Annotated in this window: 22 protein-coding genes; 10 read left to right on the top strand and 12 right to left on the bottom strand. The window is 72.3% G+C overall.

The window, feature by feature from the left end:
- The 3 genes from FK498_RS03270 to FK498_RS19165 all read right to left on the bottom strand — a co-directional run.
- Positions 1–1,869 (bottom strand): PAS domain-containing sensor histidine kinase (locus tag FK498_RS03270; protein ID WP_141851484.1); only part of this gene is annotated, 1,869 nt, incomplete at its 3' end.
- A 64-nt stretch (positions 1,870–1,933) separates the two neighbouring features.
- Positions 1,934–2,362 (bottom strand): DUF1489 family protein, encoded by a 429-nt coding sequence (locus tag FK498_RS03265; RefSeq protein WP_141851482.1) that lies wholly within the window; start codon positions 2,360–2,362, stop codon positions 1,934–1,936.
- 42 nt (positions 2,363–2,404) lie between these two features.
- Positions 2,405–2,563: a hypothetical protein gene (locus tag FK498_RS19165; RefSeq protein ID WP_161988294.1), complete on the bottom strand. Its 159-nt coding sequence runs from the start codon at positions 2,561–2,563 to the stop codon at positions 2,405–2,407.
- A 136-nt stretch (positions 2,564–2,699) separates the two neighbouring features.
- Here FK498_RS19165 and FK498_RS03260 point away from each other — a divergent pair, with 136 nt between their 5' ends.
- Positions 2,700–5,066 (top strand): penicillin acylase family protein, encoded by a 2,367-nt coding sequence (locus FK498_RS03260; RefSeq protein ID WP_141851480.1) that lies wholly within the window; start codon positions 2,700–2,702, stop codon positions 5,064–5,066.
- A gap of 51 nt (positions 5,067–5,117) precedes the next feature.
- Positions 5,118–5,897: an arginyltransferase gene (locus FK498_RS03255; RefSeq protein WP_141851478.1), complete on the top strand. Its 780-nt coding sequence runs from the start codon at positions 5,118–5,120 to the stop codon at positions 5,895–5,897.
- 4 nt (positions 5,898–5,901) lie between these two features.
- Here FK498_RS03255 and FK498_RS03250 read toward each other — a convergent pair whose 3' ends face one another.
- The 3 genes from FK498_RS03250 to FK498_RS03240 all read right to left on the bottom strand — a co-directional run bounded on the left by FK498_RS03250 (position 5,902) and on the right by FK498_RS03240 (position 10,955).
- Entirely contained in the window at positions 5,902–6,690 is a 789-nt protein-coding gene (locus tag FK498_RS03250; RefSeq protein WP_141851476.1) for a VOC family protein, read from the bottom strand.
- 217 nt (positions 6,691–6,907) lie between these two features.
- A complete protein-coding gene (gene parC / locus FK498_RS03245) occupies positions 6,908–9,136 on the bottom strand; it encodes a DNA topoisomerase IV subunit A (protein WP_141851474.1) in 2,229 nt (742 codons plus the stop codon).
- Between the two features lie 163 nt (positions 9,137–9,299).
- Positions 9,300–10,955, bottom strand: coding sequence for a BCCT family transporter (locus FK498_RS03240; protein WP_237560819.1), 1,656 nt, complete (start codon positions 10,953–10,955; stop codon positions 9,300–9,302).
- 438 nt (positions 10,956–11,393) lie between these two features.
- Between FK498_RS03240 and FK498_RS03235 the strand changes: the two genes are divergently transcribed.
- From FK498_RS03235 to FK498_RS03215, 5 genes are all read left to right on the top strand, one after another.
- Positions 11,394–12,638 (top strand): MFS transporter, encoded by a 1,245-nt coding sequence (locus FK498_RS03235; RefSeq protein ID WP_161988293.1) that lies wholly within the window; start codon positions 11,394–11,396, stop codon positions 12,636–12,638.
- Entirely contained in the window at positions 12,638–13,612 is a 975-nt protein-coding gene (locus FK498_RS03230; protein WP_141851470.1) for a Gfo/Idh/MocA family protein, read from the top strand. Before FK498_RS03235 ends, FK498_RS03230 begins: the two co-directional genes overlap by 1 nt.
- Before the next feature lie 38 nt (positions 13,613–13,650).
- Entirely contained in the window at positions 13,651–13,938 is a 288-nt protein-coding gene (locus tag FK498_RS03225) for a hypothetical protein (RefSeq protein ID WP_141851468.1), read from the top strand.
- A 73-nt stretch (positions 13,939–14,011) separates the two neighbouring features.
- On the top strand, positions 14,012–14,362 hold the full coding sequence (locus FK498_RS03220; RefSeq protein ID WP_141851466.1) for a RidA family protein: 351 nt from the start codon (positions 14,012–14,014) through the stop codon (positions 14,360–14,362).
- A gap of 276 nt (positions 14,363–14,638) precedes the next feature.
- Complete coding sequence (locus FK498_RS03215) at positions 14,639–15,421, top strand: CHAP domain-containing protein (RefSeq protein WP_202614723.1); 783 nt, start codon at positions 14,639–14,641, stop codon at positions 15,419–15,421.
- Between the two features lie 129 nt (positions 15,422–15,550).
- Here FK498_RS03215 and FK498_RS03210 read toward each other — a convergent pair whose 3' ends face one another.
- The 4 genes from FK498_RS03210 to FK498_RS03195 form a co-directional block, all read right to left on the bottom strand.
- Positions 15,551–15,988, bottom strand: a complete 438-nt coding sequence (locus FK498_RS03210; RefSeq protein ID WP_141851464.1) for a nuclear transport factor 2 family protein — start codon at positions 15,986–15,988, stop codon at positions 15,551–15,553.
- Between the two features lie 355 nt (positions 15,989–16,343).
- Positions 16,344–17,666 (bottom strand): FAD-binding oxidoreductase, encoded by a 1,323-nt coding sequence (locus FK498_RS03205; protein WP_141851462.1) that lies wholly within the window; start codon positions 17,664–17,666, stop codon positions 16,344–16,346.
- Between the two features lie 85 nt (positions 17,667–17,751).
- Complete coding sequence (locus tag FK498_RS03200; RefSeq protein ID WP_141851460.1) at positions 17,752–18,282, bottom strand: gamma carbonic anhydrase family protein; 531 nt, start codon at positions 18,280–18,282, stop codon at positions 17,752–17,754.
- Between the two features lie 24 nt (positions 18,283–18,306).
- Complete coding sequence (locus FK498_RS03195; protein WP_141851458.1) at positions 18,307–19,137, bottom strand: sugar phosphate isomerase/epimerase; 831 nt, start codon at positions 19,135–19,137, stop codon at positions 18,307–18,309.
- A gap of 108 nt (positions 19,138–19,245) precedes the next feature.
- Here FK498_RS03195 and FK498_RS03190 point away from each other — a divergent pair, with 108 nt between their 5' ends.
- Positions 19,246–20,805 (top strand): D-aminopeptidase, encoded by a 1,560-nt coding sequence (locus tag FK498_RS03190; RefSeq protein WP_141851456.1) that lies wholly within the window; start codon positions 19,246–19,248, stop codon positions 20,803–20,805.
- A 3-nt stretch (positions 20,806–20,808) separates the two neighbouring features.
- Here FK498_RS03190 and radC read toward each other — a convergent pair whose 3' ends face one another.
- Both radC and FK498_RS03180 read right to left on the bottom strand, forming a co-directional pair.
- Entirely contained in the window at positions 20,809–22,128 is a 1,320-nt protein-coding gene (radC, locus tag FK498_RS03185) for a RadC family protein (RefSeq protein WP_141851454.1), read from the bottom strand.
- A gap of 237 nt (positions 22,129–22,365) precedes the next feature.
- The gene (locus tag FK498_RS03180) at positions 22,366–23,445 is read right to left on the bottom strand and encodes an alcohol dehydrogenase (RefSeq protein WP_141851451.1); all 1,080 of its coding nucleotides are present in this window, start codon (positions 23,443–23,445) and stop codon (positions 22,366–22,368) included.
- 128 nt (positions 23,446–23,573) lie between these two features.
- Here FK498_RS03180 and FK498_RS03175 point away from each other — a divergent pair, with 128 nt between their 5' ends.
- Together FK498_RS03175 and FK498_RS03170 are read left to right on the top strand one after the other, a co-directional pair.
- Positions 23,574–24,833 (top strand): DUF3422 family protein, encoded by a 1,260-nt coding sequence (locus tag FK498_RS03175; RefSeq protein WP_141851449.1) that lies wholly within the window; start codon positions 23,574–23,576, stop codon positions 24,831–24,833.
- Positions 24,834–24,961: 128 nt separating this feature from the next.
- Positions 24,962–26,431: an amidohydrolase family protein gene (locus FK498_RS03170; RefSeq protein ID WP_141851447.1), complete on the top strand. Its 1,470-nt coding sequence runs from the start codon at positions 24,962–24,964 to the stop codon at positions 26,429–26,431.
- Position 26,432: the final 1 nt, after the last annotated feature.

The following is a 26,432-nucleotide window of genomic DNA, read 5'->3' as shown; positions in this document are numbered from 1 at the left end:
GGCCGCGGCCTCGCGCGCGGCCTGCGGCAGCCGCACGGTGAAGCGCGCCCCGCCGCCCGGCGCGTCGTCCACCGCGATCATGCCGCCATGCGCGGCGACGATCGCGTGGCAGACCGAGAGCCCGATGCCGGTGCCCTCGCCCTGCTGCTTGGTGGTGAAGTAGGGCTCGAAGATGCGGCCGCGGATCGCGGGCGGCACGCCCGGGCCGTTGTCGGCCACCGCCACCTCCACCGATCCGCCCGCCACGGTGACGCCGACGGCGATGCGCCGCGGCTTGGCCGAGCCGCGCAGCGCGTGCTGCGCGTTCACCAGCAGGTTGAGGAAGAGCTGGTGCAGCGCGTCCTCCTCCGCCTCGACCACCGCCTCCTCGGGCACGGGGGCGATCTCGAGCGCGATGTCGTCCGCGCCGAGCCCGTAGGCGAGGATCTCGCCCACGGCCGAGAGCACGCCGCCGAGCGCGACCGGTCGGCGCTCGCGCGGCTTGGCGCGGGCGATCGCGAGGAAGGTGCGCACGATCGCCGCGCAGCGCTCCGCCGCCTGGCGCAGCACCCGCACTGCCACGCCGACCTGCGGTTCGGCCACCTGCTCCTCGAGCAGCAGCGCGCGCGCCACCACCACCGAGAGCGGGTTGTTCAGCTCGTGCGCCACACCGGCCAGCAGGCTGCCCATCGCGGCGAGCTTCTCGTTCTGGTGCGCGAGATCCTTCTGGCGCGCGAGCTCCGTCTCGGCCGCCCTCTCGCGCGTGACATCGGTGAGCAGCAGCAGCAGTTCGCCGGCGTCGGTCGCGAAGGGCGCGATCGCGATGGTGCGCCGGTCGGGCAGCACCACCTCCTCCTCGCCGCGCACGGCGTCGTCGGCGCTCACGTCGCCGAAGCCGGCGCGCCAGGCGGCGTAGCGCGCGAGCGAGGGGTTCGCATCGAGCGCACGGGCAAGGGCGGGATCGATGGCGGCGAGTCGTCGGTTGCGCAGCAGGAGCCGCCCCTCCTCGTCGAACATCAGCAGCGCGTGCGGGATCGCCTCGACCGCGTCGCGCAGGTGGCGCTCGAGTTCGCCGATGCGCGCATCCGCCTCCACCTGGCGCGTCGCGTCCGACCAGATCGCGATCAGCGTGCCGTCCTCGCCCACCCGCTCCTCGAGGCTGAGCCAGCCGCCCTCGACATGGCGCAGGAGCAGGGGCAGCGACACCGGCAGCGCGGCCGGCAGCGGCCGCGCTGCGACCGGGGCGAGGCGGGCGCGATCCTCCTCCAGAACCGAGTCGCGCTCGATCCGGGCGAGATGGTCGCGATAGGTGGCGGTGGCGTTCACCAGGTCGCCGATGCCGGGGAACAGCTCCTGGTAGCGCTTGTTGGCGGTGACGAAGCGCCCTGTCGCGTCGAACACGGCATAGCCCACGTCGAGCGAGGCGGCCGCCCGGTCGGCCGAGCGGCGCGTCACCGTGGGCTGCTCCTCGGAGGTGTCGCGCCAGAGCCGCACGCGCCCGCCGCCGGGCAGCGGCAGCGAGGCGACCTTCAGCCAGCGGCCGGAGCGGAGCTGGAAGGTGAAGGGTGCGGTCTGCGCGCGGTGGCGCTGCACCGCGGCCTCGACATGCCGGTCGATCCGCTCGCGCTGGCTCTCGGCGAGGTTGACCGCGAAGAAGCGGTGCAGCGTGTCGGCGTAGGGGGTGCCGGGCGCGATCGTCGCGCGCTGCTCGGGGAAGAAGGCGAGGTAGGAGTCGTTCCAGAGCACGACCCGATCATCGGCGTCGTAGACGCAGATCGCGATGCCGAGCTGGTCGAGCGCCGTGGCGAGCACGGCCGCGTCCTCGCCGCAGGAGGCGAACAGCGGCGTCCGGCCGGGCACCTCCGTCGGCGTCCCCAGCGCGCCTGTCATCGTTCCGCCGCCATGGCAGCGCCAGTCTCGGCTGCCGCGCGCGCAAGGACAAGTGCCGCGCGCCTCAGAGCAGGCCGAGTTCGGCGAGTTCCCGCCGCATCGCCGCCGGCATGGCCGCGAATCCCTCCTGCGCCTCGGCCATGCCCCGCGGCCGGTCCGGCGGCGCGTCGGCCGCCGCCAGGTAGCGCCAGCCCTGGAACGGCTTGGCCGGACGGAACTGCACCGGCACCAGGGCCGGGTCGAGATGCAGGGCGCAGCAGGGCGAGCCGTCGTCCAGCGAGTCGGGCGTGATCGCGACGATGCGCTGGCGCACCTGCACGAAGCCCGCGATCACCCAGTAGAGCGAGCCGCCGGCGAGGATCTCCTCGGCGCGCTTCGGGGTCGCGCGGGTGCGGTGGCGCAGCGGCGGGTGGGTCTTCGCCCGGCGCGCCTGCCATTCGGCGAGGTCGTCGACCGAGGTGCAGCCGACTGCGAGCTTGATCAGGTGGAGCATGGCGCGCCGGAGTCTGGTGCCGGGGCCGGCGCGCGCAAGGGGTCAGCCGCGGGGCGGCGGCTCCGCCACGGCGCCCTCGTCGGCCTGATGGGGTGGGCCGGGCGGTTCGGCGGCGGAGGCGGGGGGCGCGGCGGTCTGGCCCGCAGCCAGCCAGGCGGAGAGCATCGCGGCCCAGAGCGTCGTCTTGCGAGGCGTGGTCATGCGAGGTCCCGTCATGGCGTCGAACGTCGGCGCGGACCATGGCGAAGACGCGGCCGGATCGGGGTGATCCCGCGCACATCGCATGAACTTGCGGTGATCGGCAGCGTGCGGTCGCGCCGCATGGCATGGTCGGGCCATGCGAATCGCCCTCCGCTGGTCGCAGCACCTGCTGGTCGCGGTCCTGGTTCTCGTCCTGCTGCTGGCGGGCGCGATCGCGCTCGCGTTCCGGCTCACCCTGCCCTCGACCGAGAACGATGCGGCGATTCCCGGCCTCTCGGCGCCGGTCGAGATCGCGCTCGACGCGCACGGCATCCCCTGGGTGCGGGCCGCCTCGGCCGAGGACGCCCATGCCGCGCTCGGCTACCTGCATGCGCGCGACCGGCTGTTCCAGATGGACCTGATGCGCAGGGGCGCTGCTGGCCGGCTGTCGGCGCTGATCGGCGCGCAGGGGCTCAGGGTCGATCGCTATGTGCGCCTGCTCGGGCTCGAGCGCCGCGCCGAAGCCGATCTCGCCGCCCTGCCGGCGGAGACGCGCGCGGCACTCGCCGCCTATGCGCGCGGAGTGAATGCCTGGATCGACCGGCACGGGATGGCGGCCGCGCCCGAGTACGTGCTGCTGGCGACGCGGCCCGAGCGCTGGCGCGAGGCCGACAGCCTGCTCTGGGGCAAGGCGATGGCGCTGTTCCTGACGGGGAACATGCGCACCGAGCTCGCGCGGCTGCGCCTCTCCGCGGTGCTGCCGCGCGAACGGATCGACGAGCTCTGGCCGCGCGACGAGAGCCCGCATTCGCCGGTCGCGGCGCTGCCGGCGCTGCCGCCGGATCATCTCGCCCGCGTGCTTGCCGCCCTGCCGGTGTTCGGCGAGGACGCGCCGCTGCCCTCGACCGCGAGCAACGTCTGGGCGGTCACGGGTGCAGCCAGCGCGACCGGCAAGCCGCTGCTCGCCAACGATCCCCATCTCGCCCTGGTGACGCCGACCCAGTGGCACCTCGCGCGCGTCGAGGCGCCGGGGCTGACGCTCGCCGGCGCCTTCGCCCCGGGCGTGCCCTTCCTCATGCTCGGCCACAACGGCCATGTCGCCTGGGGCTTCACGACCACGCATTCCGATACCCAGGACGTGTTCATCGAGCGCCTCGCCGGCGAGGACGCCTATCTCACCCCGGACGGGCCGCGCCCGTTCGAGACGCGCGAGGAGGTGATCGAGGTCCGGTTCGGCGATCCGGTGCGGATGCGCGTGCGCGAGACGCGCCACGGCCCGGTGATCTCGGATCTCGACCCGGTCCCCGGCACGCCGGAGGGCCACGTGCTGGCGGTGGCGATGGCGCTGCTCGCGCCGGGCGATGCGGCAGCGGCGGCACTGCACCGGCTGAACACGGCGCGGACCTTCGCCGAGGCCGAAGCCGCGGTGCGGCTGATCGCCGCACCGCAGCAGAACATCGTGATCGCGGACCGCGCCGGACGGATCGGCATGGTGGTGCCCGGCCGCGTGCCGATCCGACGCGCCGGCGACGGCTCATTCCCCGTGCCGGGCTGGGACGGCAGCCATGACTGGGTCGGCTTCGCGCCCTACGAGGCGTTGCCGCGCTTCGTCGATCCGCCCACCGACCGCCTCGTGAACGCCAACAACCGCGTGGTGCCGGACGACTTCCCGGTCTGGCTCACGCGCGACTGGTGGGGCGATTTCCGCTTCCGCCGGATCGTCGCCCGGCTAGAGGCGCACGGCGCGCCGCACGACGCCGCAACCCTTGCCGCGATCCAGATGGACATCGTCAGCGAGGCGGCACGCCGGCTGCTGCCACTGATGCTGCGCGCCGAGCCGGGCCCGGGAGCGGCCGCGCGCGCGCATGCGCTGCTTGCGCGCTGGGACGGCACGATGGCGGCCGACCGGCCCGAGCCGCTGATCTACACCGCCTGGACGCGGGCGTTCGGCCGGCTGCTGGCCGAGCGCGCGCTCGGCCCCGACGCCGAGGCGTTCCGCGAGACGGTCGCCGAGTTCCAGCTCTTCGTGCTGACGCGCGGGGCGCACTGGTGCGGCGACGGGGCGGATCCGTGCCGCCCGCTGCTCGCCCGCGCCCTGGACGACGCCCTTGCCGAGCTGGCCGCGTCGCAGGGACCCGACCTCGCGACGTGGCGCTGGGGCGCGGTGCACCGCGCGCGCTTCCCGCACCTGCTGTTCCAGTTCATCCCCGGCATCGCCGCCTGGTTCAACGCCGAGATGGAGACGCCGGGCGACGGCTACACCGTGCTGCGCGCGGGGCTCCGCCTGTCCGGCCCGCGCCCGTACGAGAACGTCCACGGACCGAGCTTCCGCGGCGTCTACGATCTCGCCGATCTCGACGCCTCGCGCTTCGTTGTCGCGCCGGGCCAGTCCGGCCACCCGCTGAGCGCGCACTACCGCGACCTCGCCCCGCTCTGGCTGGCGGGCGGTCACGTCACCCTGCCGGCCGAGCCGGCGGCGGTGCGCGGGCGGATCACGCTCAGGCCCGCACCGATCGGCGGTTGACGGCACCGCGGCGGTTCCGCTTCATTGCCAGTTCACCCGAGCCACACGGCGATGCTGCAGAAACCGGCCAGGCGCCCGCAGTTCTTCTACACGACGGCCCCGCTCCCCTGCCCGTACCTGGCCGGCCGGACCGAGCGCAAGATCGTCACCGAGCTCACCGGCGCGGATGCCGAGGCGCTGCACGACCGCCTCTCGCGCGCGGGCTTCCGGCGCAGCCACAACATCGCCTATGCGCCGGTCTGCCCCGGCTGCCGCGCCTGCATCCCGATCCGCGTCAACGTCGCCGCGTTCGAGCCGAACCGCACGCAGCGTCGGCTGATCGCGGCCAATGCCGGGATCGAGGGGTTCGAGGTGCCGGCGCGTGCCACCACCGAGCAGTTCGCGCTGTTCCAGCGCTACCAGGCGGCCCGCCACGCCGACGGCGACATGGCGGCGATGGGGTTCTACGACTACCGCGCCATGGTCGAGGACACGCCGATCGAGACCATGATGGTGGAGTTCCGCGACCATACGGATGCGCTGATGGCTGCCTGCCTGACCGACCGGCTCTCCGACGGGCTCTCGGCGGTCTACTCCTTCTTCGAGCCCATGCTGGCGCGGCGCTCGCTCGGCACCTGGATGGTGCTCTGGCTGGTGCAGCGCGCGGGCGCGCTCCGCCTGCCCTTCGTCTATCTCGGCTACTGGGTGCCGGAGAGCCGCAAGATGGCCTACAAGGCCCGCTTCCGGCCGTCCGAGATCCTCTGGGGCGGGCAGTGGCGCATGCTGACGGATGCGGAGGTCGAGCGCGGGCCGCTCGTCGTGCCCGCCGAGCCGGCGCTCACCGCGGGCTGAGCCGTCAGCGGGCCGGCACCGCCCGATTGCCCCAACGGTCGGCGACACCCTCCGCCGGCAGGTCGCGCCCGGCGACGCTGAACCACATCAGCCCCGTCGCTCGCGGGTCGCGCGGGCCGGCGCCGCGCGACATCCAGGCATTCGCCGCGACGTGGTGGTGGTAGCGGTCGGCCGCCATGAACACCGCGCCGGGTCGGCGCGAGGTCACCTCCAGGCCGAGTGAAGCGGTCCAGAACGACTCCGCCTCGATCGTGTCACCGACCTTCAGGTGGATGTGGCCGACCCGTGTGCCGGCGGGCGCAAGAGGCGCCGGCCCCGATGCGGCGGCAAGCAGGCCGCGGCAGTCGAGCGGCCGGGTGTCCATGGTCACGCCCGCCCGGTCCCAGCGCCAGGCGCTGGCCGGCCGGTCGGCGTACACTTCGATACCGTTGCCCTCGGGGTCGGCGAGGTAGATCGCCTCGCTGACCACGTGGTCGGAGGCGCCGTCGATCGCGAGCCCGCGCTCGATCGCGTGCGCGAGCCAGCCGGCGAGGTCGGCGCGCGAGGGCAGGAGGAAGGCGGTGTGGAACAGCCCGGCGGCGAGCGCGTCCGGCGCCCGCGCGTGCGGATCGCCGATCAGGGTCAGCAGCCGGACACCGCCGGCGCCGAGGCCGACCGCGCCGCCGGGGGCCGGCACGTCCTCCAGCCCGATCGCGTCGCGGTAGAATCGCGCGACCCGGTCGAGATCGCGCACCCGGAGCGCCACCTCACCGATCGCGAGCTTCGGTGTCGTCCCGGTGCCGGGTCCTGCCATCGCCGTCATCTTTGTCCTCCGCCGCCCTCTGACGATGGCGAGGGCCGGGGCGGAACGGAAATCCGTTCTGCCGATGACGCCGATCGGGGGGTCATACCAGCCCGCCGAAAGTTTGACCTTCGGCGGGCTGGTCTGGGGTCATGTTCGCGCGCGGCCGCCCCACCAGCCCCGCGCGCGATACCCTCCGCACAAAGGTCGAGCCTTTGTGCGGAGGGTATCAGCCGAACCGGCCAGAGGACGGGAACCCCTTCCAGGGCAGCCGTCCGGCCTGGGCGCGGTGCCCCATCCACTCGGCGAGCTCGGCGGCGGGGCGCACGCTCACCCGGTTCTCGCCCAGCCGTACCGCGAGCCCCTCCGCGAGCGCGAAGGGCTTGGCGTCGGCAAGCCCGCCGTCCTTGTATTTCTGCAACGCGACGCCGCGGCCGCGCGCCATCTCCGGCACCTCCTCGAGCGGGAAGACCAGCAGCTTGCGGTTCTCGCCGATCACGGCGAGGTGGTCCGCGCCCGCGGGCACGAGCGCGCACACGGCCGCCTCCTCGCCCTCGAGGTTCAGCACCTGCTTGCCGGCGCGCGTGCCCGCGACCGCGTCCTCGGCCCTGACGATGAAGCCGCGCCCCGAGGCGGAGGCGACGAGGTAGCGTGCCCCCTCGCGGTGCACGAACAGGGCGACGAGATCGGCGTCGTTCGGCAGGTCGATCAGCAGCCGGATCGCCGTGCCGTCGCCGCGCCCGCCGGGCAGCCTGTCCGCGGCGACGGTGTAGAAGCGGCCGTTGGTGGCGAAGGCGACCAGCCGGTCTGTGGTTTCCGCGGGCAGCAGGAAGCGCAGCCGGTCGCCCTCCTTGAAGCGCAAGGACGCGGGATCGACCGCGTGGCCCTTGAGCGCGCGCACCCAGCCCTTCTCGCTGACCACCACGGTGATCGGCTCGCGCACGGTCAACGCCTCCGCGACCGCCTCGGCGGTCGCGACGGGGGCGGCGGCGAAGGAGGTGCGGCGCAGCCCGAGCGCGCCCGAGCCGAACCGCTTGCGGATCTCGGCAAGCTCGGCCGCGATCGCGCGCCAGCGCTCGCCCTCGTCGCCGAGGAGCGACTTGAGCCGCCGCCGTTCGGCCGAGACCGCCTTGTGTTCCTTGCGGATCTCCATCTCCTCGAGCCTGCGCAGGCTGCGCAGCCGCATGTTGAGGATCGCCTCCGCCTGCATCTCGGTGAGCGCAAACGCCTGCATCAGGACGGGCTTCGGTTCGTCCTCGGTGCGGATGATGCGGATCACCTCGTCGAGGTTGAGATAGACGGCGAGATAGCCCTCCAGCACCTCGATGCGCCGTTCCGCGGCGGCGAGGCGATGGCGCGTGCGGCGGAGCAGCACCTCGTGGCGGTGGTCGAGGAAGGCGCGCAGCACCTCCTTCAGCGACATCACGCGCGGGGTGCGCTCGGCGTCCAGGACGTTCATGTTGAGGCTGACCCGGCTCTCCAGCGCAGTGACGCGGAACAGGCTCTCCATCAGCAGCGCGGGATCGACGCTCTTCGATTTTGGCTCCAGCACGATCCGCACCCGGTCGGTGCTCTCGTCGCGCAGATCGCCGAGCAGGGGTAGCTTCTTCTCCTCCATCGCGGCAGCGATCTGCTCGACCAGGCGGGCCTTCTGCACCTGCCAGGGGATCTCGGTGACGATCACGCGGAAGGTGCCGTACTTGCCCTGCTCGACCTCCCACCTGGCGCGCAGCCGGAACCCGCCGCGCCCGGTCTCGTAGGCGGCCGCGATCGCGTCTGCCGGCTCGACGATGATGCCGCCCGTCGGGAAGTCCGGTCCCTGCAGGTGGCGCAGCAGATCGGCGGTGGTGGCGTCCGGGTGCTCGATCAGGTGGATCGCGGCGGCGCAGACCTCGCCTGCGTTGTGCGGCGGGATGGACGTCGCCATGCCGACCGCGATCCCCTGCGCGCCGTTCGCGAGCAGGTTCGGGAAGGCGGCGGGGAGCACGACGGGTTCGCGCTCCTCGCCGTCATAGGTGGCGCGGAAATCGACCGCATCCTCCTCGATCCCCTCGAGGAGCGCTTGGCCGACCTCGGTCAGGCGGGCCTCGGTGTAGCGCATCGCCGCGGCGTTGTCGCCGTCGATGTTGCCGAAATTGCCCTGGCCCTCGATCAGCGGGTAGCGCTGCGCGAAGTCCTGCGCGAGCCGCACCAGCGCCTCGTACACCGCGGCGTCGCCGTGCGGGTGGAACTTGCCGATCACGTCGCCCACCACGCGGGCGCATTTCTTGAACCCGGCCTGCGGGTCGAGCCGGAGCTGGTGCATCGCCCAGAGCAGGCGCCGGTGCACCGGCTTCAGCCCGTCGCGCACATCCGGCAGCGACCGCGCCATGATGGTGGAGAGCGCGTAGGCGAGGTAGCGCTCGGAGAGGGCATCGGCGAGCGGGGTGTCGCGAATCTCGGTCATGTCGATCGGCATGGGCGCGACTCGGGGCAGGGGTTCCCCGCCTCTCTAGGCGCTCGGCGCGTCGGGGTCACGCGGTGCGGAAGCCCGCCCGCCACGGCCGCGGCGCGTGACGCCGATCTTCGGCGGCGGCCGCCTGCCGCGTGACGGGTTCCCCCGCGCGACGGGATGAGGCGCGTCAACGCGGCTCATCCATCAGCCCTTTCACGATCGAGATGCAGGCGAGCAGCAGCACGACCGTGAACGGGAACCCGGTCGAGACCGCCATCGCCTGCAAGGCCGCGAGCCCGCCGCCGAGCAGGAGCGCGATCGCCACCAGCCCCTCGAAGCTGGCCCAGAACACGCGTTGGCTCACCGGCGCATCGACCTTGCCGCCGGCGGTGATGGTGTCGATCACCAGGCTGCCGGAGTCGGAGGAGGTGATGAAGAACACCACGACCAGCACGATGCCGATGAAGGAGGTGACCGCGGCCAGCGGCAGATGCTGGAGCATCGCGAACAGCTTCAGTTCGAGCGGTGCGTCGGCGGCAGCCGTGATGCCCTGGTGGACGATCTGGCTGATCGCGGTGCCGCCGAACGCCGTCATCCAGAACACCGAGACGAGCGCGGGGATCAGCAGTACCGCGACCAGGAACTCGCGCACCGTCCGGCCGCGGCTGACGCGCGCGATGAACATGCCGACGAAGGGCGACCAGGAGATCCACCAGGCCCAGTAGAACGCGGTCCAGCCCTGGCGGAAGTTGTCGTCCTGGCGCCAGAACGGCATCGACAGCGGCACGAGTTCGCGCGCATAGGCCGCAAGGTTGCCGAAGAAGCCAGCCAGGATCTGCACGGTGGGCCCTGCGAGCACCACGAACAGCACCAGCGCCGCGGCAAGGATCATGTTGGCCTCGGAGAGCCTCTTCACGCCCCCTTCGAGTCCGCGCAGCACCGACCACACCGCGACAGCCGTGATCGCGACGATCAGGATCACCTTGCCCGCATCGCCCTCGGGGAAGCCGAACAGGAAGTGCAGCCCCGCGCTCGCCTGCTCGGCGCCGAGGCCGAGCGAGGTCGCGAGCCCGAACAGCGTGGCGAACACCGCGAGGATGTCGATCACGTGGCCGGGCCAGCCCCAGACCCGCTCTCCGAGCACCGGATAGAAGGCCGAGCGCATCGTCAGCGGCAGCCCCTTGTTGTAGGCGAAGACTGCGAGCGCGAGGCCGACCACGGCATAGATCGCCCAAGGGTGCAGGCCCCAGTGGAAGATCGTCGCTGCCATGCCCAGCGCGCGCGCCGCCTGCGGGTCGCCGGCCGCGGCGCCGAGCGGCGCCCAGTCCGTGCGCATGCCCTCCTCGAGGGCAACGCCGGCGAAGGCGCTGTTGTAGTGCGAGATCGGCTCCGCGACGCCGAAGAACACGAGCCCGATCCCCATGCCTGCGGCGAACAGCATCGCGAACCAGCTCGCATAGCCGAAGTCCGGCGTCGCTTCGGTGCCGCCGATCCGCACGCGCCCCAGCGGTGAGACGATCAGCGCGAGGCAGACCAGCACGAAGATGTTGGCGGCGGAGAGGAAGAACCAGTCGAGCCTGGCGGTGAGCCAGTCGCGCAGGCCGACGAAGACCGGCCCCAGATCGGCCTGGAAGGCGAGGGTGAGAAAGGTGAACGCGACGATCGTCAGCCCCGAGACGGCGAAGACTGGGTTGTGGATGTCGAGGCTGAACGGACCGAGCCTCGGCGTGATGTTGTCCTGGCCGATCTGGTAGTCGGTCTCGATCGGCGCAACGTCGCCCTCCGGCGGCGGCAGGCCGGTGTCGGTCGTCGCGGGGATCTGCTCCTTGGTCTCCTCGCTCACTGGAGTGCTCCTTCCGATATTTCGGCTCGATCGCAGGCGCCCCGGATTCGTGGGCGAGCCTGTCGTCCCGGCACGATGCCGAATGAAGTCGAAGATGGAGGACAGCAGCCCTCGAAGCAGCCAAAAGTCAGTCGTGCAGCCGACTGCAATCGATCTGAGGCTTGCCGGGCATGTCTTCCTTGCCGGTCATGGCGAGAAGGAATGGAAGATTTCAGCGTTCATCAATCGTCGTGATCTTAAACTGTCAGGATGGGACGGGGCAAGTCCGTCATGGCTTCGCCGATGGGTATCGCGGCCTCGCCGGCATGTCGTTGTTATGCCAGCACGAGCGCCTCTCCCTTGCCGGTGGCGCGCTTGTGCACGGCTGCGCATGGCGCAACAGTCGGACCGCCCATGCCGCTCCGCGCCCCCGCGGGACTCCGCTCCCTCGGCCGAACCTTGAGCCACCGCAATGGCCGCGTGTTCTACGCGGGCAGCCTGCTTGCCTGGACGGGGATGTGGATCCAGCGCATCGCCGTCGGCTGGCTCGCCTGGGAGCTCACCTACTCGCCGTTCTGGTTGGGGCTCGTCGTCTTCTGCGACCTCGCCCCGGCCGTGATCGTCGCGCCGATCGCCGGTGCGGTGGCCGACCGCACCGACCGCATCCGGCTCACGATGGCGGCGCAGGGCGTCACCGCGGTGCAGTCGCTGACGCTTGGCCTGCTCGTGCTGACCGGGCTGATCACGATCGAGCTCCTGCTGGCGCTCGAATTCGTGGTCGGGGTGTCCAACTCCTTTACCCAGCCCGCCCGGCAGACGCTGATCCCCGCGCTGGTTCCGCGCGAGGACCTGCCGGCCGCGGTCGCGCTCAACTCGCTCACCTTCAATGTCGCGCGCTTCGCGGGCCCGGCGATCTCCGGCGCGCTCATCGTCTGGGCCGGGGTCGCGCCCGCGATCCTTGTGAACTGCGCCGCCTACCTGATCGCCTCGGTCTCGCTGCTGATGCTGCGCATCGCCGCCTCCGAACGCCTCGGCCACGCGCCGACCCGTTCCTTGCGCGCCGAGACGCTGGACGGCTTCCGCTACGCCGCGCGCCACCGCGGCATCGGGCCTCTCCTGCTGTTCGCCGCGCTGATGGGGGTGTTCGCGCGGCCCTTCCTGGAACTGCTGCCCGCCTTCGCCGATTCGGTGTTCCAGCGCGGCGCGCCGGGGCTCGCCATGCTCGCTTCGGCGACGGGTGGCGGGGCGCTGGTGGCGGGACTGCTGCTCGCCGCGCGCGGCGGCACGCGGGGGCTCACCTTCATCGGGATCGCCGCCGGTGCGGCCATGGCGCTCGGGGGGTTCCTGTTCGTCGCGACGGTGATCTTCGAGATCGGGCTTCTCGGCGCGGCCATTGCCGCCGCAGCACAGATCGTCCACGGGGTGGCGATCCAGACGCTCGTCCAGGGTGCGGCCGATCGGGCGATGCGCGGCCGCGTGCTCTCGCTCTGGGGCCTGATCATCCGGGCCTGCCCGGCCCTCGGCGCGCTCGGCCTGGGCGCGCTGGCCGAGGCGATCGGGCTCCGGCTCGCCGTGGCCTGCGCCTCGGCCGCCTGCCTGCCGGTGTGGTGGTGGGGGATGCGACGGCAGCGCCGCGTCGCCGTGGTGATGGAGCGGGGGATCGGCCCGAAGCCGCCTCCGCCCGCCGAGAAGGGAGGGATCTGATGATCGACGCCGCGATCGTGGGCATGGGCCGCTGGGGCCGCGTGCTGGTGGAGAGCGTGCAGGGCAAGTCGGAGGCGATCCGCTTCGTCGCCGGCTGCACGCGCAGCCCCGAGAAGGCGGCCGACTGGGCCAGAACCCAGGGCATCCGCATGCTTCCGGACTACGATGCCGTGCTCGCCGATCCGGCGGTCGGGGCGGTGGTGCTGGCCACCCCGCATTCGCAGCACGCCGGGCAGGTGATCGCCGCGGCGCGCGCGGGCAAGCAGATCTTCGTCGAGAAGCCGTTCACGCTCACCCGGGCGTCCGCCGAGCAGGCCGTCGCTGCCGTGCGCCAGGCCGGCGTGGTGATGGCGCTCGGCCACAACCGCCGCTTCCTGCCCGCGGTCGCCCGGCTGAAGCGGATGATCGCCGAGGGCGCGCTCGGCACGCTCTGCCACATCGAAGGCAACATCTCCGGCCCCGGCGCGCTCGCCTACAAGCCCGGGATGTGGCGTGCCGATCCGGTCGAGAGCCCTGCCGGCGGGCTCGCCGGCATGGGCATCCACATGCTCGACATGTTCCAGAACCTGTGCGGGCCGCTGGCCGAGGTCTCGGTGGTGAGCCATGCCCGTGTGGCCACCAACGGGCTCGACGACACCACCGCCGCGCTGGTGCGGTTCGGGAGCGGCGTCACCGGCACGCTGACCACGCTCGCCGCCGTGCCGCGGCTCTGGCGCCTGCAGGTGTTCGGCTCGGAGGCTTGGGTGGAGATGTGGGGCACCGATACGCTGGTGGTGGGCCGCGAGGGCAAGCCGCACGAGCGCATCAGGTTCGAGCCGGTCGATCTCGAGCGAGCCGAGCTCGAGGCCTTCGCCGCCGCCTGCGCGGGCGGGCCGGCCTATCCGCTGTCGCTCGAGGAGGCGGTGCACTCGGCGGCGATGTTCGAGGCGGTTGCCAGGGGCGCGCGGAGCCCCGGCTGGATCGCCGTGCCGTGACGTGCGGGGCGCGGCGGCCGCGGGGTAAGGTGCCGTCCATGAGTTCACGCCGCGCGCTGCTCGGCCTGTTCGCGACCGTCGCGGTCGTGGCACCCGCGCGCGCCTTCCGGGTCGAGCCGCTCGACGTCCCGTCCGCCGCCGACTGGTCGGCCAACGCGGCCTGCGCCCGCTCGCCGATCCACGACGAGCTTCGCGCCGAGATCGCTGCCCTCCTCAAGGGCCGCGACGCCCCGCCGGATGTGGCCGAGGCTGTGGAGCGGCTGTCGGTCTGCCCGTTCTGCCGTTGCGTCGTCACCGCCACCGCGGCCGGGCCGCCGCGCTTCTGACACCCAGGTTGTCCGTCCGGCCGCGGGCTCTACACTCCGCGCCGTTCCACCAACCAGAGAGGGGAGAGGGCGCATGAGCCGGATCGACCGCGTGAACCCGGGCAAGATCTATTCCGATGCCGTCGAGTACCACGGCTTCGTGTTCCTGCGCGGCGTGACCGCCAAGGACACGTCGAAGGACATCAAGGGCCAGACCAGGGACGTGCTCGACCAGATCGATGCCCTGCTCGAGGAGCGCGGCACCGACAAGACCAGGCTGCTGTCGGCCCAGATCTGGCTCTCCGACATCACGCTGCGCGACGCCATGAACGAGGTCTGGACCGCGTGGGTGCCGCCCGGGATGGCGCCGGCGCGGGCCTGCGTCGAATCGAAGCTCGCCAATCCGGCCATGCTGGTCGAGATCATGGTCGTCGCCTGCAAATAGCGCCCGCACCCGTTCGGGATGAAGTGGTCCGACCCCCGCCGGTCACCGGCGGGGGTCTTCTTTCGGGTGCCTGTTGCGACCGCTTGGCCGCGCCCGTCGAAACACAACGAAATATGCTGTTATAGGATTTTCATCCTGTTTCGGTTCGGTGTCCACAGCCGAAACACGGGAAACAATCGGGCAATACGGTGGCAGTCGCAATCGCGGGTTGCCTGTTCGCGTGCCGCGCGGCCTCCTCCTCGGGCTTCGCAGTCATCTCTCGGGAGAGGGTCAGCCATGCGCGTCGATCGTTGCGGCTTCCGGAGCGTTGTTGCTCTCGCCTCCCTTCTCGCGGTGGCGATGCCGACCGCTCCCGCGGAGGCCCAGGCGAACCGCCAGGCGGTTTCGCGCCCCGCCCCCGTGATCGGCCTGCAATGCGTACCCTTCGCCCGCCATCTCTCCGGCATCGACATCGTCGGCAATGCCCGCACCTGGTGGCACCAGGCGGAAGGCCGCTACGAGCGCGGCAGCCGCCCGGAGGTCGGCTCGGTGCTGACCTTCAAGCCGACCGGTGCGATGCGGCTCGGCCACGTCTCGGTCGTCAGCCAGATCGTCTCGGCGCGCGAGATCCTGGTCGATCATGCCAACTGGCCGGGCCCGGGCGTGCCGAAGGGCCGGGTCGCGCGCAGCGTCTCCGTGATCGACGTCTCCGACGCCAACGACTGGACGGCCGTGCGTGTGGAGATCCATGGCCGCGGTTCGGGCTACGGCCGTATCTACCCGACCTGGGGCTTCATCTATCCCCGCACCGTCGCCAACGTCGCCGCCGCCGACGGTGCGGTCTCGCCGGCGGTGGAGCGGCTCAACGCGCGCGCCGCCGCCGCCGCGTCCCGGCCCCCCGCCTATGTCGGCCAGGCGGGCGCCGGACTCGACGCCAGCGACCTGCTCGAGCTTGCCGATGCCTCGGTGCGCGACGCGCGCCCCGTGCGCAGTCCGCCGGCGGAACCACACCAGGTCGCCGCGCGCGACTTCGGCGACGACAGCCTGGTCTGGGGTGCGCCCCATCGCTCGCTGCGCTGAGCACGCCGCCTGGCCGGAACGGCCGTCGCTGATCGATGGGTCTTCTCCTCTGGTTTCGCGCGCGGTCGCCCCACCAGCTCCGCGCGGCCATACCGGCAGCCCAGAGGTCAACCCCTTACCCTACCGCCATCAGTGGACGCGGCGCGAGCGCGTCGCCACCGGCGCCCGTCGCGTCGGCTCCTCGCCCACCGGCCCGGCCTGATGCAGCACCATCCGCCATATCCCGTCCTCGAGGCGGAAGCCGTTGGTGCAGGCGAGCAGCGCCCCGCCCACGCGCTCGTGGCAGATCACGAAGGCGATCTCGCCGTGCAGCATCACCTCCGGATCCTCGCAGGTGACCTCGGGCGCCTCCGGATTGCCGAGGATGGCCGCCCAGGCGGCCAGGATCTCCTCGCGCGAGGTCATCGGATTCCAGCCGGGGTGGATGCAGGCGACCGGCGCCTCCCGCGACCAGAGCGCCTCCATCGCCGCCGTGTCGCGCGCGTTGAACGCCTCGTAGAAGGCCTGGTTGGCGCCGAGCACCGCGTCCTCCACCAGACCCGGCGGCAGCCCGGGCGGCAGGCTCATCGTGCGGCCGTTCCGTAGGGCACGGGTGCGGGCTGCGGCATGGGGGCGTCTCCCGTGGGCGTCGTCACGTCGAGACTAGCGCAGATCGCGATCCGGCGGACGCACCGGATCGGGTGAAGAGGCGGGCCGGCAAGCCCTGGAGCCGGCTCCGCGCAGCCGGAACCCGCCTCGGCGTCCGCGCGCGCGGACCGGATCGCGCTCATACCAGCCCGCCGAAGGTTTGACCTTCGGCGGGCTGGTACGGGGTCATGTTCGCGCGCGGCCGCCCCACCAGCCCCGCGCGCGATACCCTCCGCACAAAGGTCGAGCCTTTGTGCGGAGGGTATCAGGCGTCGGAAGCCGCGCGCCGCGCGGATCAGGCGACTCGGCGATCGAGCCAGTCGCGGAAGCGGTACCAGGAGCCGATCGCGGGCAGGAACCAGGGACGGCCGGTGTAGAGCGGACGCGTGGGGAAGTCGCGCCCGTCGAAGGCCGTGAGGCGGTTGCCGCCGCCGAGGATCGTCCGCCCCGCCTGCGCGCCGAGATAGGAGAGCATCGCCACACCCGAGCCGTTGCAGCCCATCGCGTAGTGCAGCCCCTTCGCCGTCACCCCGATATGCGGCAGGTGGTCGAAGGTGAAGGCGGTGTTGCCGCTCCACGCATGGGTGATCCGGACGCCCTTCAGCTGCGGCCAGCGCTCCAGCATCATCGCGTGCAGGGCGGGGGCCGAGACCGCCGGCCCCACCTCCGTGAAACGCGCGCGCCCGCCAAAGATCACGCGCGTGCCGTCCGGCGACATCCGGTAGTAGCAGAGCACGCGCTTCGTGTCGGAGAGGGTGCGGCCGCGCGGGATCAGGCTGCGTGCCAGTCCGGGATCGAGCGGCTCGGTGGCGATGATGTGCGAGGCGAGCGGGATCACGCGCCGCTTGAGATCGGGCGTGAGATCGCCGGTGTAGCCGTTGGTGGCGATCATCACCTCGCGCGCCGCGACCGTGCCGCGCGGCGTCTCGACCGTCCAGGTCGTGCCGTTGCGCGTCACGCGCCCCGCCGGGCAGCGCCCGACCAGCACGGCGCCGTGACGCTCTGCGGCCTGCATCAGCCCGCGATGGTAGAGGCCCGGATGCAGCTTGCCGCTGCGGCCGATGCGCATCCCGCCGAAATAGTAGTCGGAGGCGATCTCCTCGCGCTGGCGCGCGCGCGGCACCATCTCCGCCCCCGCCTCCGCCACGGCGTTGAGCAGGTCGAGCCTCGCGGCAAGCCCGTCATAGTGCTTCGGCGTGAAGGCGCCGACGAAGCGGCCCGACCGCTCCCAGCAGCAGTCGATCTGCTCGCGCGCGATCACCGTCTCGATATGCGCGAAGCTCTCGGCGGCATCGCCGATCATCGCGCGCATCACGGGATCGATGCCGCCGTCGCGGCTCCTGGCACCCGACATGCCCTTGCCGAGATTGATTCCGCCGGAGACGCCGCCGCCGTTGCGCGTCGAGGCGCCGAAGCCGAAATCCTCTGCCTCCAGCACCACGCAGCCCGCGCCGCCGCGGGCGAGCTCGATCGCGCAGTTCAGGCCTGTCAGCCCGCCGCCGACGATCACCACGTCGGTCCTCGCCGGCAGTTCGGCCTCGGGGTTCTCGCCGATCGGGATGTCGTCCCACCAGTAGGGCCGCGCCTTGAACGCGGGGTGGAAGAGCGAGCGGTCCATGGCGTCCTTCACCCTCCGTCCGAACCCGACGGGGCGCCCCGGCCGGAGATGGTCGCGCGGCCGGCCGCCGGCGCCACCCCGCCCTTCAGCCGAGCCGCCTCAGCCCGGCCGCGAAGCGGCGCGCGTTGCGCACATAGTGCAGCGCCGAGCCGCGGATCCGCTCCACCGCCGCCTCGTCCAGCGTGCGCACCGCCTTCGCCGGACTGCCGAGGATCAGCGACCGCTCCGGGAACGTCTTGCCCTCGGTGACCAGCGCATTCGCGCCCACGAGCGACCCCGCACCGATGCGCGCGCCGTTCAGCACCGTCGCCCCCATGCCGATCAGCGCGCCTGCACCTACCGTGCAGCCGTGCAGGATCGCGTGGTGGCCGATCGTCACGTCCTCCCCCACGGTCAGCGGGAAGCCGGGATCGGCATGCAGCATCGCGCCTTCCTGCACGTTGCTCCGCGCGCCGATCACGATCGGCTCGTTGTCGCCGCGCAACACCGCGCCGAACCAGACGCTGACATCCTCCTCCAGCACCACGTCGCCGATGACGTGCGCGTCGGGCGCGATCCAGATGCGCTCCGGCGCGGCGAGGCGTGGCGCGCGGTCATCCAGGGCGTAGACGGGCATGGCGGGTCTCCGGGTCCGAGGGCCTCAGGCGGCCACGCCGGCCGCGCGCGCGAGTGCTGCCAGCCGGGCGCGCGCCTCCTGCATGTCCTCGAGCGTGCCGAAGGCGTTCATGTAGTGGCCCTTGAACCCCGTGCCCTCGATCAGCCGGAACATCGCGCCGAAGTCGAAATCGCCCTGTCCCGGGACGAGGTGCTGCTCGTGGCCGAGGCGGAAACAGTCGGCCAGCCTTACCTCCACCACGCGGTGCATCGGGATCGCGGCGACGAACCCCTCCACGCCCTCCGGGAGCAGATGCGCATGGTTGGCCGTGAAGGACAGCGCGAGGGCGGGGCTGTCGATCGCCTCGTAGTAGTAGCGCCACTCCTCGATCGTGTGCGCGAGGTAGTGCACCTCGGCCTCCGCCGGCTCCTTGTTCAGGTTCTCGAGCAGCAGAAGGGTGCCCTTGGCCTCGGCATAGGCGGCCATGCGCTTGAGCCGGTCCAGCCCCGCCTGCATGCGCATCTCGGCATCGGCGGTGAAGTGGTAGCCCGCGTGCACCACGATCGAGGCCGCGCCGAGCCGCGGGGCGGCGTCGATATATGCCTTCATGTAGGCATCGACCGCCTCGGAGAGGAACGGCGAATACTCGGCGACGTTGACCGCGGAGAGCGTGTGCAGGCCGAGATGGATGCCGTGCTTCTCCAGCGCGGCGCGGATCGCACGGCAGCGCGCGTCGTCGAAGCTGGTCACCGCGTTCGCCCCGGTGTCGAGCTGGATGTCGATGTAGCGGACCCCGTTCGCCGCCGCCCACGCGATCGCATCCTCCAGCCGAAGCCGGCGCCCCACATCCACGCCGATCCGCTCGATCAGACCCATCCGCACCCTCCTGTCGTCTCTCCTCCGGAGTGCTGACAGGTCCGGCGCGCGATGGCAACCGGGGTCGACCCGCTTCACCGCCACGGCCGGCCGCGCCAGACTGCGGCGATGACGGCCGCCCTGTCCGCCCGCCTCGACCGCGCCGTGGAGGCCCTGCCGCGCGCCTATCCCGGGCCGGGCGGCGCGGTCGCCGTGCTGCGCGCGGGCGAGGTGCTGGTGCGCCACGCCTGGGGCTGGGCGAACGCCGAGCGCCGCATCCCCTTCACCCCGCGCACGCTGTTCCGCATCTGCTCGATCACCAAGCAGTTCACCTGCGCGCTGCTGCTCGACGCGTTCCCGGATCCGGCGGTGCTGGACGAGGAGGTGCGCGCGCGCCTGCCGCACCTTGCCGGGCCGGTGCCCGGCGCGCTGCATCTCTGCCACAACCAATCGGGACTGCGCGATTACTGGGCGGTGGCGATGCTGCAGGGCTCCCCGGTCGAGGCGCCGTTCGCGGATGCGGATGCGGCGCGGCTGATCGGCGCGACGCGGAGCCTGCACTTCGCGCCCGGCACGCGCTCGTCCTACGCCAACCAGAACTTCCGCATCCTCTCGGACATCATCGAGGCGCGCACGGGGCGAAGCTTCGCCGAGCTGTTGCGCACGCGCATCTTCGCGCGGGCGGGCATGGCGAGCGCCTTCCTTGCCGCCGACACGCGCGCCATGCCGGACGGCACGGAAGGCTACGAGGGCACGCAGGCGAGCGGCTTCCGCGCGGCCGAGAACCGCATCCTCTGGACCGGCGATGCCGGCATCGGCGCCTCGCTCGACGACCTGATCGCCTGGGAACGCCACATCGATGCGACGCGCGACGACCCGGAGGCGCTCTACAGCCGCCTCGGCGCGCCTGTCCTCTTCGCCGACGGCACGCCCGCGACCTACGGCTTCGGCCTCGGCCGCGCGAGCGAGTTCGGCCGTGCCGTGACCGGCCATGGCGGGGCGCTGCGCGGCTGGCGCAGTCACCGCCTGCACGTCGCCTCGGAGCGTCTCTCCGTGGTGGTGCTGTTCAACCATCTCGCGGATGCGCGCGCAGCCGCGCTCGATCTGCTCGCGGCCGCGCTGGGGGTGGAGCGATCACCTGACGTGCCCGCCCTGCCCGCCCCGCCCTGGCTCGGCGCCTATCGCGAGCCCGAGACGCGTCTCCTCGCCCGGATCGCGTCCGCGCCCGGCGGGCAGGTCGAGCTGCGGTTCGGCCAGGCGCCGGAACGGCTGGCGCTGCGTCCGGACGGCTCGGCCGCCAACGGCACGACGCTGCTCCGCCCGACCGGCGACGGGCTCCGCATGGAGCGGCGTGGCGAGAATCTCTCGGCACGCCTCGTGCCCTGCAGCGGCAGCGCAGCCATGGACGTCACAGGCCGCTACCGCTGCGACGAGATCGACTCCGAGCTCGACATCGTTTCCGCGGGCGGCGTGCTCTACGGCGGGTTCTCGGGGCCCCTCGGCCGGGGACGGATGGAGCTGCTCGAGCCGATCGCGGCCGATCTCTGGACGCTGCCCTGCCCGCGCGCGCTCGACCACACCCCGCCCGGCGACTGGACGCTCGCCTTCGAGCGCGCGGACGGCCGCGTCGCCGGCGTAGCCGTCGGCTGCTGGCTCGCGCGCGGCCTCGCCTATCGCCGCATCGGCTGACGCCTACAGATAGCCTGCGGCGCGCAGCGAGGTGATGCCGTTGCGGCCGACGATCAGGTGGTCGCCGAGCTCCATCTCCACGGTGGCGCAGGCGGCGGCGATCTCGCGTGTCACGGCGATGTCCTGCCGGCTGGGCCGGGCATCGCCCGACGGATGGTTGTGCACCAGCACGAGCTTCGTGGCGTAGAGCTCGAGCCCGCGCCGGATCAGCTCGCGGGTGTGCACCGCGACGAAGTCGACCGTGCCGCGCGCCTGCAGGTCGTCGGCGAGCAGCCGGTTGCGCTTGTCGAGATAGAGCACGCGGAAGTTCTCGACCCGCTCGCTCGCGAGCGAGGCGTAGACATAGGCCGACAGCCGGTCCCAGTCATGCAGCACCAGCCCCTCCTGCATGCGCGCGCGCAGGAGGCGCACGGCCGAGGCGTTGACGGCCTTGATGCAGACCGCCTGTTCCCGCGTCAGCCCGGCCCGGCGCATCAGGTCGCTGATCGGCGCCGCCAGCACCTCGGCATAGCCGCGGAAGGTGGCGATCAGGCGGTCGGCGAGCGCACGCGCCTCGTCGGACCGCGCGACCAGGGTGAGCAGGAACTCGAGCAGCGTGCGGTCGTCGAGCTGGTCGGCGGCCTGCGCGACCACAACCGCGTAGCGGCCCCTGGGATCGCTCCCGCCGGCGGCGGTGGGGGCGAGGTCGCGCGCCGCGCTCTCGTGCAATGCAGCCGCGAGCATCCGTCCGGTCTCGGCCGCGTCCGCCTCCGCGACCGCCACCTGGACTCCGCCTTCGCCCGAGAGCCTGGCGAGCCGCGCCTCGAGCGCGCGGCGCTCGGTCTCCGACACGGCGAGGCGGTCGCGCAGCGCCGCATCTTCGGCGGCACGCTGCCGCCGCGCCCGCGCGCTCGCGGCGGCGCGGCGGATCACCTCCACGACCTCGCCGATGCGGAACGGCTTGCGGATGAAGTCGAAGGCGCGGATGCGCACCGCGTCGATCGCGGCTTCGGCCGTGGCACCGCCCGTCATGACGACGACTTCCAGCGCGACGCTCTCCTCACGATTCCAGAGAAGTTCGCTGGCAAGGGAGATGCCAGATTTCTCCGGCATCCTGATATCCGTCAAAACAACGCAAATCGACGGATCACGACTGATGACGCTCCATGCCTCCATCGGCGTATAGGCGGGTATGACTTCAAAATCGTATCCCGTCAGGCTGTTTGCAAGCAGATCGACGATTGCACGCTCATCATCAACCACAAGAACTCTTGTATCGGACACGGCAACAGCGTCCGTGGACCGCAAATTCTCCATAAGTTTCCTTGGCCGCCGGCGTGCCATGGTCCTGCTGCATCACTCTGCCGTTTCAGCACTCTAACCCCATCAAATCTCGGATCACAAAGAACATTTTTCGAGCATGCGAGGCGCGTGCGATCTCCCGCACCCGATGGCCCCGCACGCCCAGGTTGAGAACCCTCTCGGATCATGCGCGTATCACCGGATGCCCGGGCGTGCCGGCGCCTCCGGCGGACCGCGCCGGCGTCGCGGCCGAGGTGCCCGCGGTGCCTGCGGCCGGGGTCAGAACCGCCCGTCGTTCGCCAGCACGATGCGGCCGACCACCTGCCCGGCGCGCAGCCGCTCGAGCGCCTCGCCCGCCTTCCCGAGCGGCTCGATCGCGATCGGGATCGCCGGCAGGGCGCCGTCCTTGGCCAGCGCGATCAGTTCGCGCAGCTCCCTCAGGCTGCCGACATAGCTGCCGCGCACCGTCAGCGCCCGCGTCGCCATCAGAGGCAGCGGCAGCGGCAGATCTCCGCCATAGAGCCCGACAAGGATCAGCTTGCCGCCCTTGCGCAGGCTGGCGAAGGCGGCGCGGGCCGAGGGCCCGGCCCCGACCAGGTCGATCACCGCCTCCACCGGCCCGCCGCAGGCTGCGGTCACGCGGCTGGCGACCTCCTCGGGCGTCTCGGCCCTGCCGTCCACCGCGTCGGAGGCGCCCTCGGCCAGCGCCGCCTCCCGTTTCCTCGGGTCGATATCCACCGCGACGATGCGGCGATGGCCGAGGGCCTTCAGCACGGCGATCGCGTTCAGCCCGAGCCCGCCCGAGCCGAACAGCACGATCGGCTCGTCAGGCGGCAGCGGCATGACCTTGCGGATCGCCGAATAGACGGTCAACCCGGAGCAGGCATAGGTCGCGGCGAGCGCCGGATCGAGCCCGTCGATCGCAACGAGGTGGCGCGGTTCCGGCACCAGCACGTGCGTGGCGTAGCCGCCGTGCTGGTAGACGCCGATCGAACGCGGCGCGAGGCACATGTTGTCCTCGTCGCCGCGACACTTCGCGCAGGTCCCGCAGCCGACCCAGGGATAGACGAGGCGGAGATCGCCGGGCTTGAGTCCGCTCGCCGCCGCCTGGGGGCCGAGCTTCAGCACGCGACCGACCACCTCGTGGCCCATCGCGAGCGGCAGCGTCACGCCGCGGTCCTTCAGCGTCAGCACCTTGCCGCCGCCGAGGTCGTAGAAGCCGTCCCAGATGTGGATGTCGCTGTGGCAGACGCCGCAATGCGTCACCTCCAGCAGGACCTGCGCGCCCTCGGGTTCGGGGGTGGGCAGCTCGATCGGCTGCAGCGGCTTGCCGTTCTCCACGACCGCGTAGGCGCGCATGGCTCTTCCTCCCTCGCTTGGCCCTCGCGATGGGAGGACGCGCGCCGGCATCGGTCAAGCCTCCCGTCGGACGTGCCGGGGCGACGTCCCGCTTCCCGCGGCGCACCGGGGCGTGGCATGGTCGCGCCGTGGCCGACCATCCCCTCCGTGCAACGATCAACGACGAGCTGCATGCGCGCCCGCATCCGCGCCTGACCGCGCCGGCCGCGCTCAGCCATGTCGTGCTGATGGCGTCGGAGGCGGAGGCCGAGGCCGACCATGCACGCTTCGCCGCGTTCTGCGACGCCCAGGGCGTCCCGTCTCCGCCCGCAGGCGCGCGCCACCATGCGGTCGCGCTCGCCGGCCGCACGCTGCGCTGGGAGCGGCACGGCGAGTTCATCGCCGTCACCGCGATCGCCGACGCGGCGTCCGAACTCGGCACCGATGGCTGGTCCGCCTTCGCGCCCCCGATCGCGTCCTGGCTCGCGACCGAACCGGGTGCGCGCCTCGCCGCGGTTCACCTGCGCGTGCTGCCAGGCATCGCCGCGGCTCCCCCGGCCGACACCTTCGCCGGCGAGGTGGTCGGCAGCACGGTCGCCGAGGGCGAGGGGGCCGCCTTCGCCGATTTCCGCATCGGCCCGGACGGCTTCACGCGCATGCTGCTCTATGCGCATCGGCTGACGCCCGGGCGGCTCGGACGCATGGCGCAGCGGCTGCTGGAGCTCGAGACCTACCGCATGGCCGCGCTGCTCGGGCTGCCGCCGGCGCGCGCCGCGACCCCGCTGCTCGCCGCCTTCGAGCGCCGGCTGGATGCGATCGTCGCCGCCACCAGCGCCTCCGCCGAGGACGACCATCTGCTGCTCGACCGGCTGACGCGGCTCGCCGCCGAGGCCGAGGCGCAGTCCGCCGCCAACCGCTTCCGCTTCGCCGCGACCGAAGCCTATGGCGCGCTGGTGATCACCCGGATCGCCGAGCTGCAGGAAGGGCGGATCGAGGGTGTGCAGCGGCTCGGCGTGTTCCTCGAACGCCGGTTTCTCCCGGGCCTGCGCACCTGCGCTGCGGTGGCGCGGCGCGAGCGCACGCTGCTCGACGGCATCGCGCGCGCGGCCTCGATGCTGCGCACGCGCGTCGAGGTGCGGCTTGCCGCGCAGAACCGCGACCTGCTCGAGGCGATGGACCGGCGCGCGCGGCTGCAGCTGCGCCTCTCGCAGGCGGTCGAGGGCCTCTCGGTCTTCGCGATCGCTTACTATGCGGTGAGCCTGCTGAAATACCTTGCCGACGGCGTGCCCCTGCTCGGCCTGCCGGAGATGGGCCGAGCGGCCGGGCTGCTCGGCCCGCCGCTGGTGCTCGCCGCCGCCTGGTACGGCGTGCGCCGGATCCGCAAGGGGCTGCGGCGGGAGGAGCCGTAGGTGCCGCCCGGGGCGGCTCGGCGTCACCTCACCGGCGGCTCGCCTCGGCCGGGCGCGGCGGTCGGCTTCACGCCCCGCCCCCGCTGGCGTATCCAGGAGCGGCAGATATCCGGGAGCCTCGCGCCGCCATGGCAACGCTGTTCCGCTGCGACCTGATCGTCCGCGACGCGCTGATCTTCGACGGCACCGGCGCGCCGCGGCGCACCGGCGACGTGGGCGTCTCGGGCGACCGCATCATCGCGGTGGGCGACCTCGGCGCGACCTCCGCCGATGTCGAGATCGACGCCGCCGGCCGCGCCATCGCGCCCGGCTTCATCGATGCCCACACGCATGACGACCGCGCGCTCCTCTGCGGCCCCGACTGCCTGCACTGCAAGCTGAGCCAGGGCGTGACCACCGTGGTCGCCGGCAACTGCGGCGTCTCGCTCAGCCCCCTCACGCGCGACCGCCGTCCACCCGCGCCGCTCGACCTGCTCGGCGACAAGACCTGGTGGCGCTACGACAGCTTCGCCGACTACGCCGAGGACGTCGCCCGCCAGGGCACGCCCGTCAACGCGATCGCCTTCGTCGGCCACACCACGCTGCGCACGCGCGAGATGGGCGACGGGGAACTCGGCCGCGCCGCCACCGATGCCGAGGCCGGGCGCATGAAGGAGCGGCTGAAGGAGGCGCTCGCCCAGGGCGCCTGGGGCCTCTCCACCGGCCTCTGGTACCCGCCCGCGATCGCCTCCACCACCGAGGAGGTGATCGCGGTGGCCGAGGCGCTCGCCGAGGCGGGCGGCATGTACGTCACCCACATGCGCGACGAGGCCGACGGCATCCTGGACGCGATCGAGGAGACGCTGACGATCGGCCGCGCCGCCAAGGTCCCGGTGGTGATGAGCCACTACAAGTGCACCATGCCGCAGAACTGGGGCCGGTCGGTCGAAACGCTGGCGAAACTGGACGAGGCGGCCGCGCGGCAGCCCGTCTGGGTCGATGTCTATCCCTACCACGCCAGCAGCACCGTGCTGATGCCCGCGCGCCTGCGCGACGAGGTGCGCGTCACCGTCACCTGGTCGGTGCCGCACCCGGAGATGCAGGGTCGGGACCTCGACGCGATCGCCGCCGAGTGGGGCTGCACACGCAGGGAAGCCGCCGAGAGGCTGCTGCCTGCAGGCGCGATCTACTACCAGATGAACGAGGAGGACGTGCGCCGCATCATCGCCCATCCGCGCGCCATGATCGGCTCGGACGGGCTGCCGCACGACGCCTTCCCCCACCCCCGCCTCTGGGGCACCTTCCCGCGCGTGCTCGGCCACTACGCGCGCGAACTCGGCCTCATCTCGATGGAGGAGGCCGTGCGCAAGATGACGGGACTGACCGCGCAGGTGTTCGGGCTGAAGGACCGCGGCGTGATCCGTCCCGGCGCATACGCCGATCTCGTGCTGTTCGATCCGGCGACCGTGAGCGACGGGGCGACCTTCGATGACCCGAAGCGTCCCGCACCGGGCATCGAGCAGGTCTGGGTGAACGGCGAATGCGTCTATCGCTGGGGCGAGGGCCCGACGGGCGCACGCCCCGGACGGCTGCTGAAGAATCCCCGCGCGAGCGCATGAG

Source organism: Elioraea sp. Yellowstone (genome assembly GCF_006704265.1).
In the GTDB taxonomy this organism is placed as follows: domain Bacteria; phylum Pseudomonadota; class Alphaproteobacteria; order Acetobacterales; family Acetobacteraceae; genus Elioraea.
The sequence above is the reverse complement of the archived record's forward strand: the minus strand, read 5'-3'. Positions and strand labels throughout refer to the sequence as shown.

Bases quoted from the DNA above. Each gene is read 5' to 3' on its own strand.
- FK498_RS03265 (WP_141851482.1), bottom strand. From the start codon at position 2,362: ATGCTCCACCTGATCAAGCTCGCAGTCGGCTGCACCTCGGTCGACGAC.
- FK498_RS19165 (WP_161988294.1), bottom strand. From the start codon at position 2,563: ATGACCACGCCTCGCAAGACGACGCTCTGGGCCGCGATGCTCTCCGCC.
- FK498_RS03260 (WP_141851480.1), top strand. From the start codon at position 2,700: ATGCGAATCGCCCTCCGCTGGTCGCAGCACCTGCTGGTCGCGGTCCTG.
- FK498_RS03255 (WP_141851478.1), top strand. From the start codon at position 5,118: ATGCTGCAGAAACCGGCCAGGCGCCCGCAGTTCTTCTACACGACGGCC.
- FK498_RS03250 (WP_141851476.1), bottom strand. From the start codon at position 6,690: ATGGCAGGACCCGGCACCGGGACGACACCGAAGCTCGCGATCGGTGAG.
- parC (WP_141851474.1), bottom strand. From the start codon at position 9,136: ATGCCGATCGACATGACCGAGATTCGCGACACCCCGCTCGCCGATGCC.
- FK498_RS03230 (WP_141851470.1), top strand. From the start codon at position 12,638: ATGATCGACGCCGCGATCGTGGGCATGGGCCGCTGGGGCCGCGTGCTG.
- FK498_RS03225 (WP_141851468.1), top strand. From the start codon at position 13,651: ATGAGTTCACGCCGCGCGCTGCTCGGCCTGTTCGCGACCGTCGCGGTC.
- FK498_RS03220 (WP_141851466.1), top strand. From the start codon at position 14,012: ATGAGCCGGATCGACCGCGTGAACCCGGGCAAGATCTATTCCGATGCC.
- FK498_RS03215 (WP_202614723.1), top strand. From the start codon at position 14,639: ATGCGCGTCGATCGTTGCGGCTTCCGGAGCGTTGTTGCTCTCGCCTCC.
- FK498_RS03210 (WP_141851464.1), bottom strand. From the start codon at position 15,988: ATGAGCCTGCCGCCCGGGCTGCCGCCGGGTCTGGTGGAGGACGCGGTG.
- FK498_RS03205 (WP_141851462.1), bottom strand. From the start codon at position 17,666: ATGGACCGCTCGCTCTTCCACCCCGCGTTCAAGGCGCGGCCCTACTGG.
- FK498_RS03200 (WP_141851460.1), bottom strand. From the start codon at position 18,282: ATGCCCGTCTACGCCCTGGATGACCGCGCGCCACGCCTCGCCGCGCCG.
- FK498_RS03195 (WP_141851458.1), bottom strand. From the start codon at position 19,137: ATGGGTCTGATCGAGCGGATCGGCGTGGATGTGGGGCGCCGGCTTCGG.
- FK498_RS03190 (WP_141851456.1), top strand. From the start codon at position 19,246: ATGACGGCCGCCCTGTCCGCCCGCCTCGACCGCGCCGTGGAGGCCCTG.
- radC (WP_141851454.1), bottom strand. From the start codon at position 22,128: ATGGCACGCCGGCGGCCAAGGAAACTTATGGAGAATTTGCGGTCCACG.
- FK498_RS03180 (WP_141851451.1), bottom strand. From the start codon at position 23,445: ATGCGCGCCTACGCGGTCGTGGAGAACGGCAAGCCGCTGCAGCCGATC.
- FK498_RS03170 (WP_141851447.1), top strand. From the start codon at position 24,962: ATGGCAACGCTGTTCCGCTGCGACCTGATCGTCCGCGACGCGCTGATC.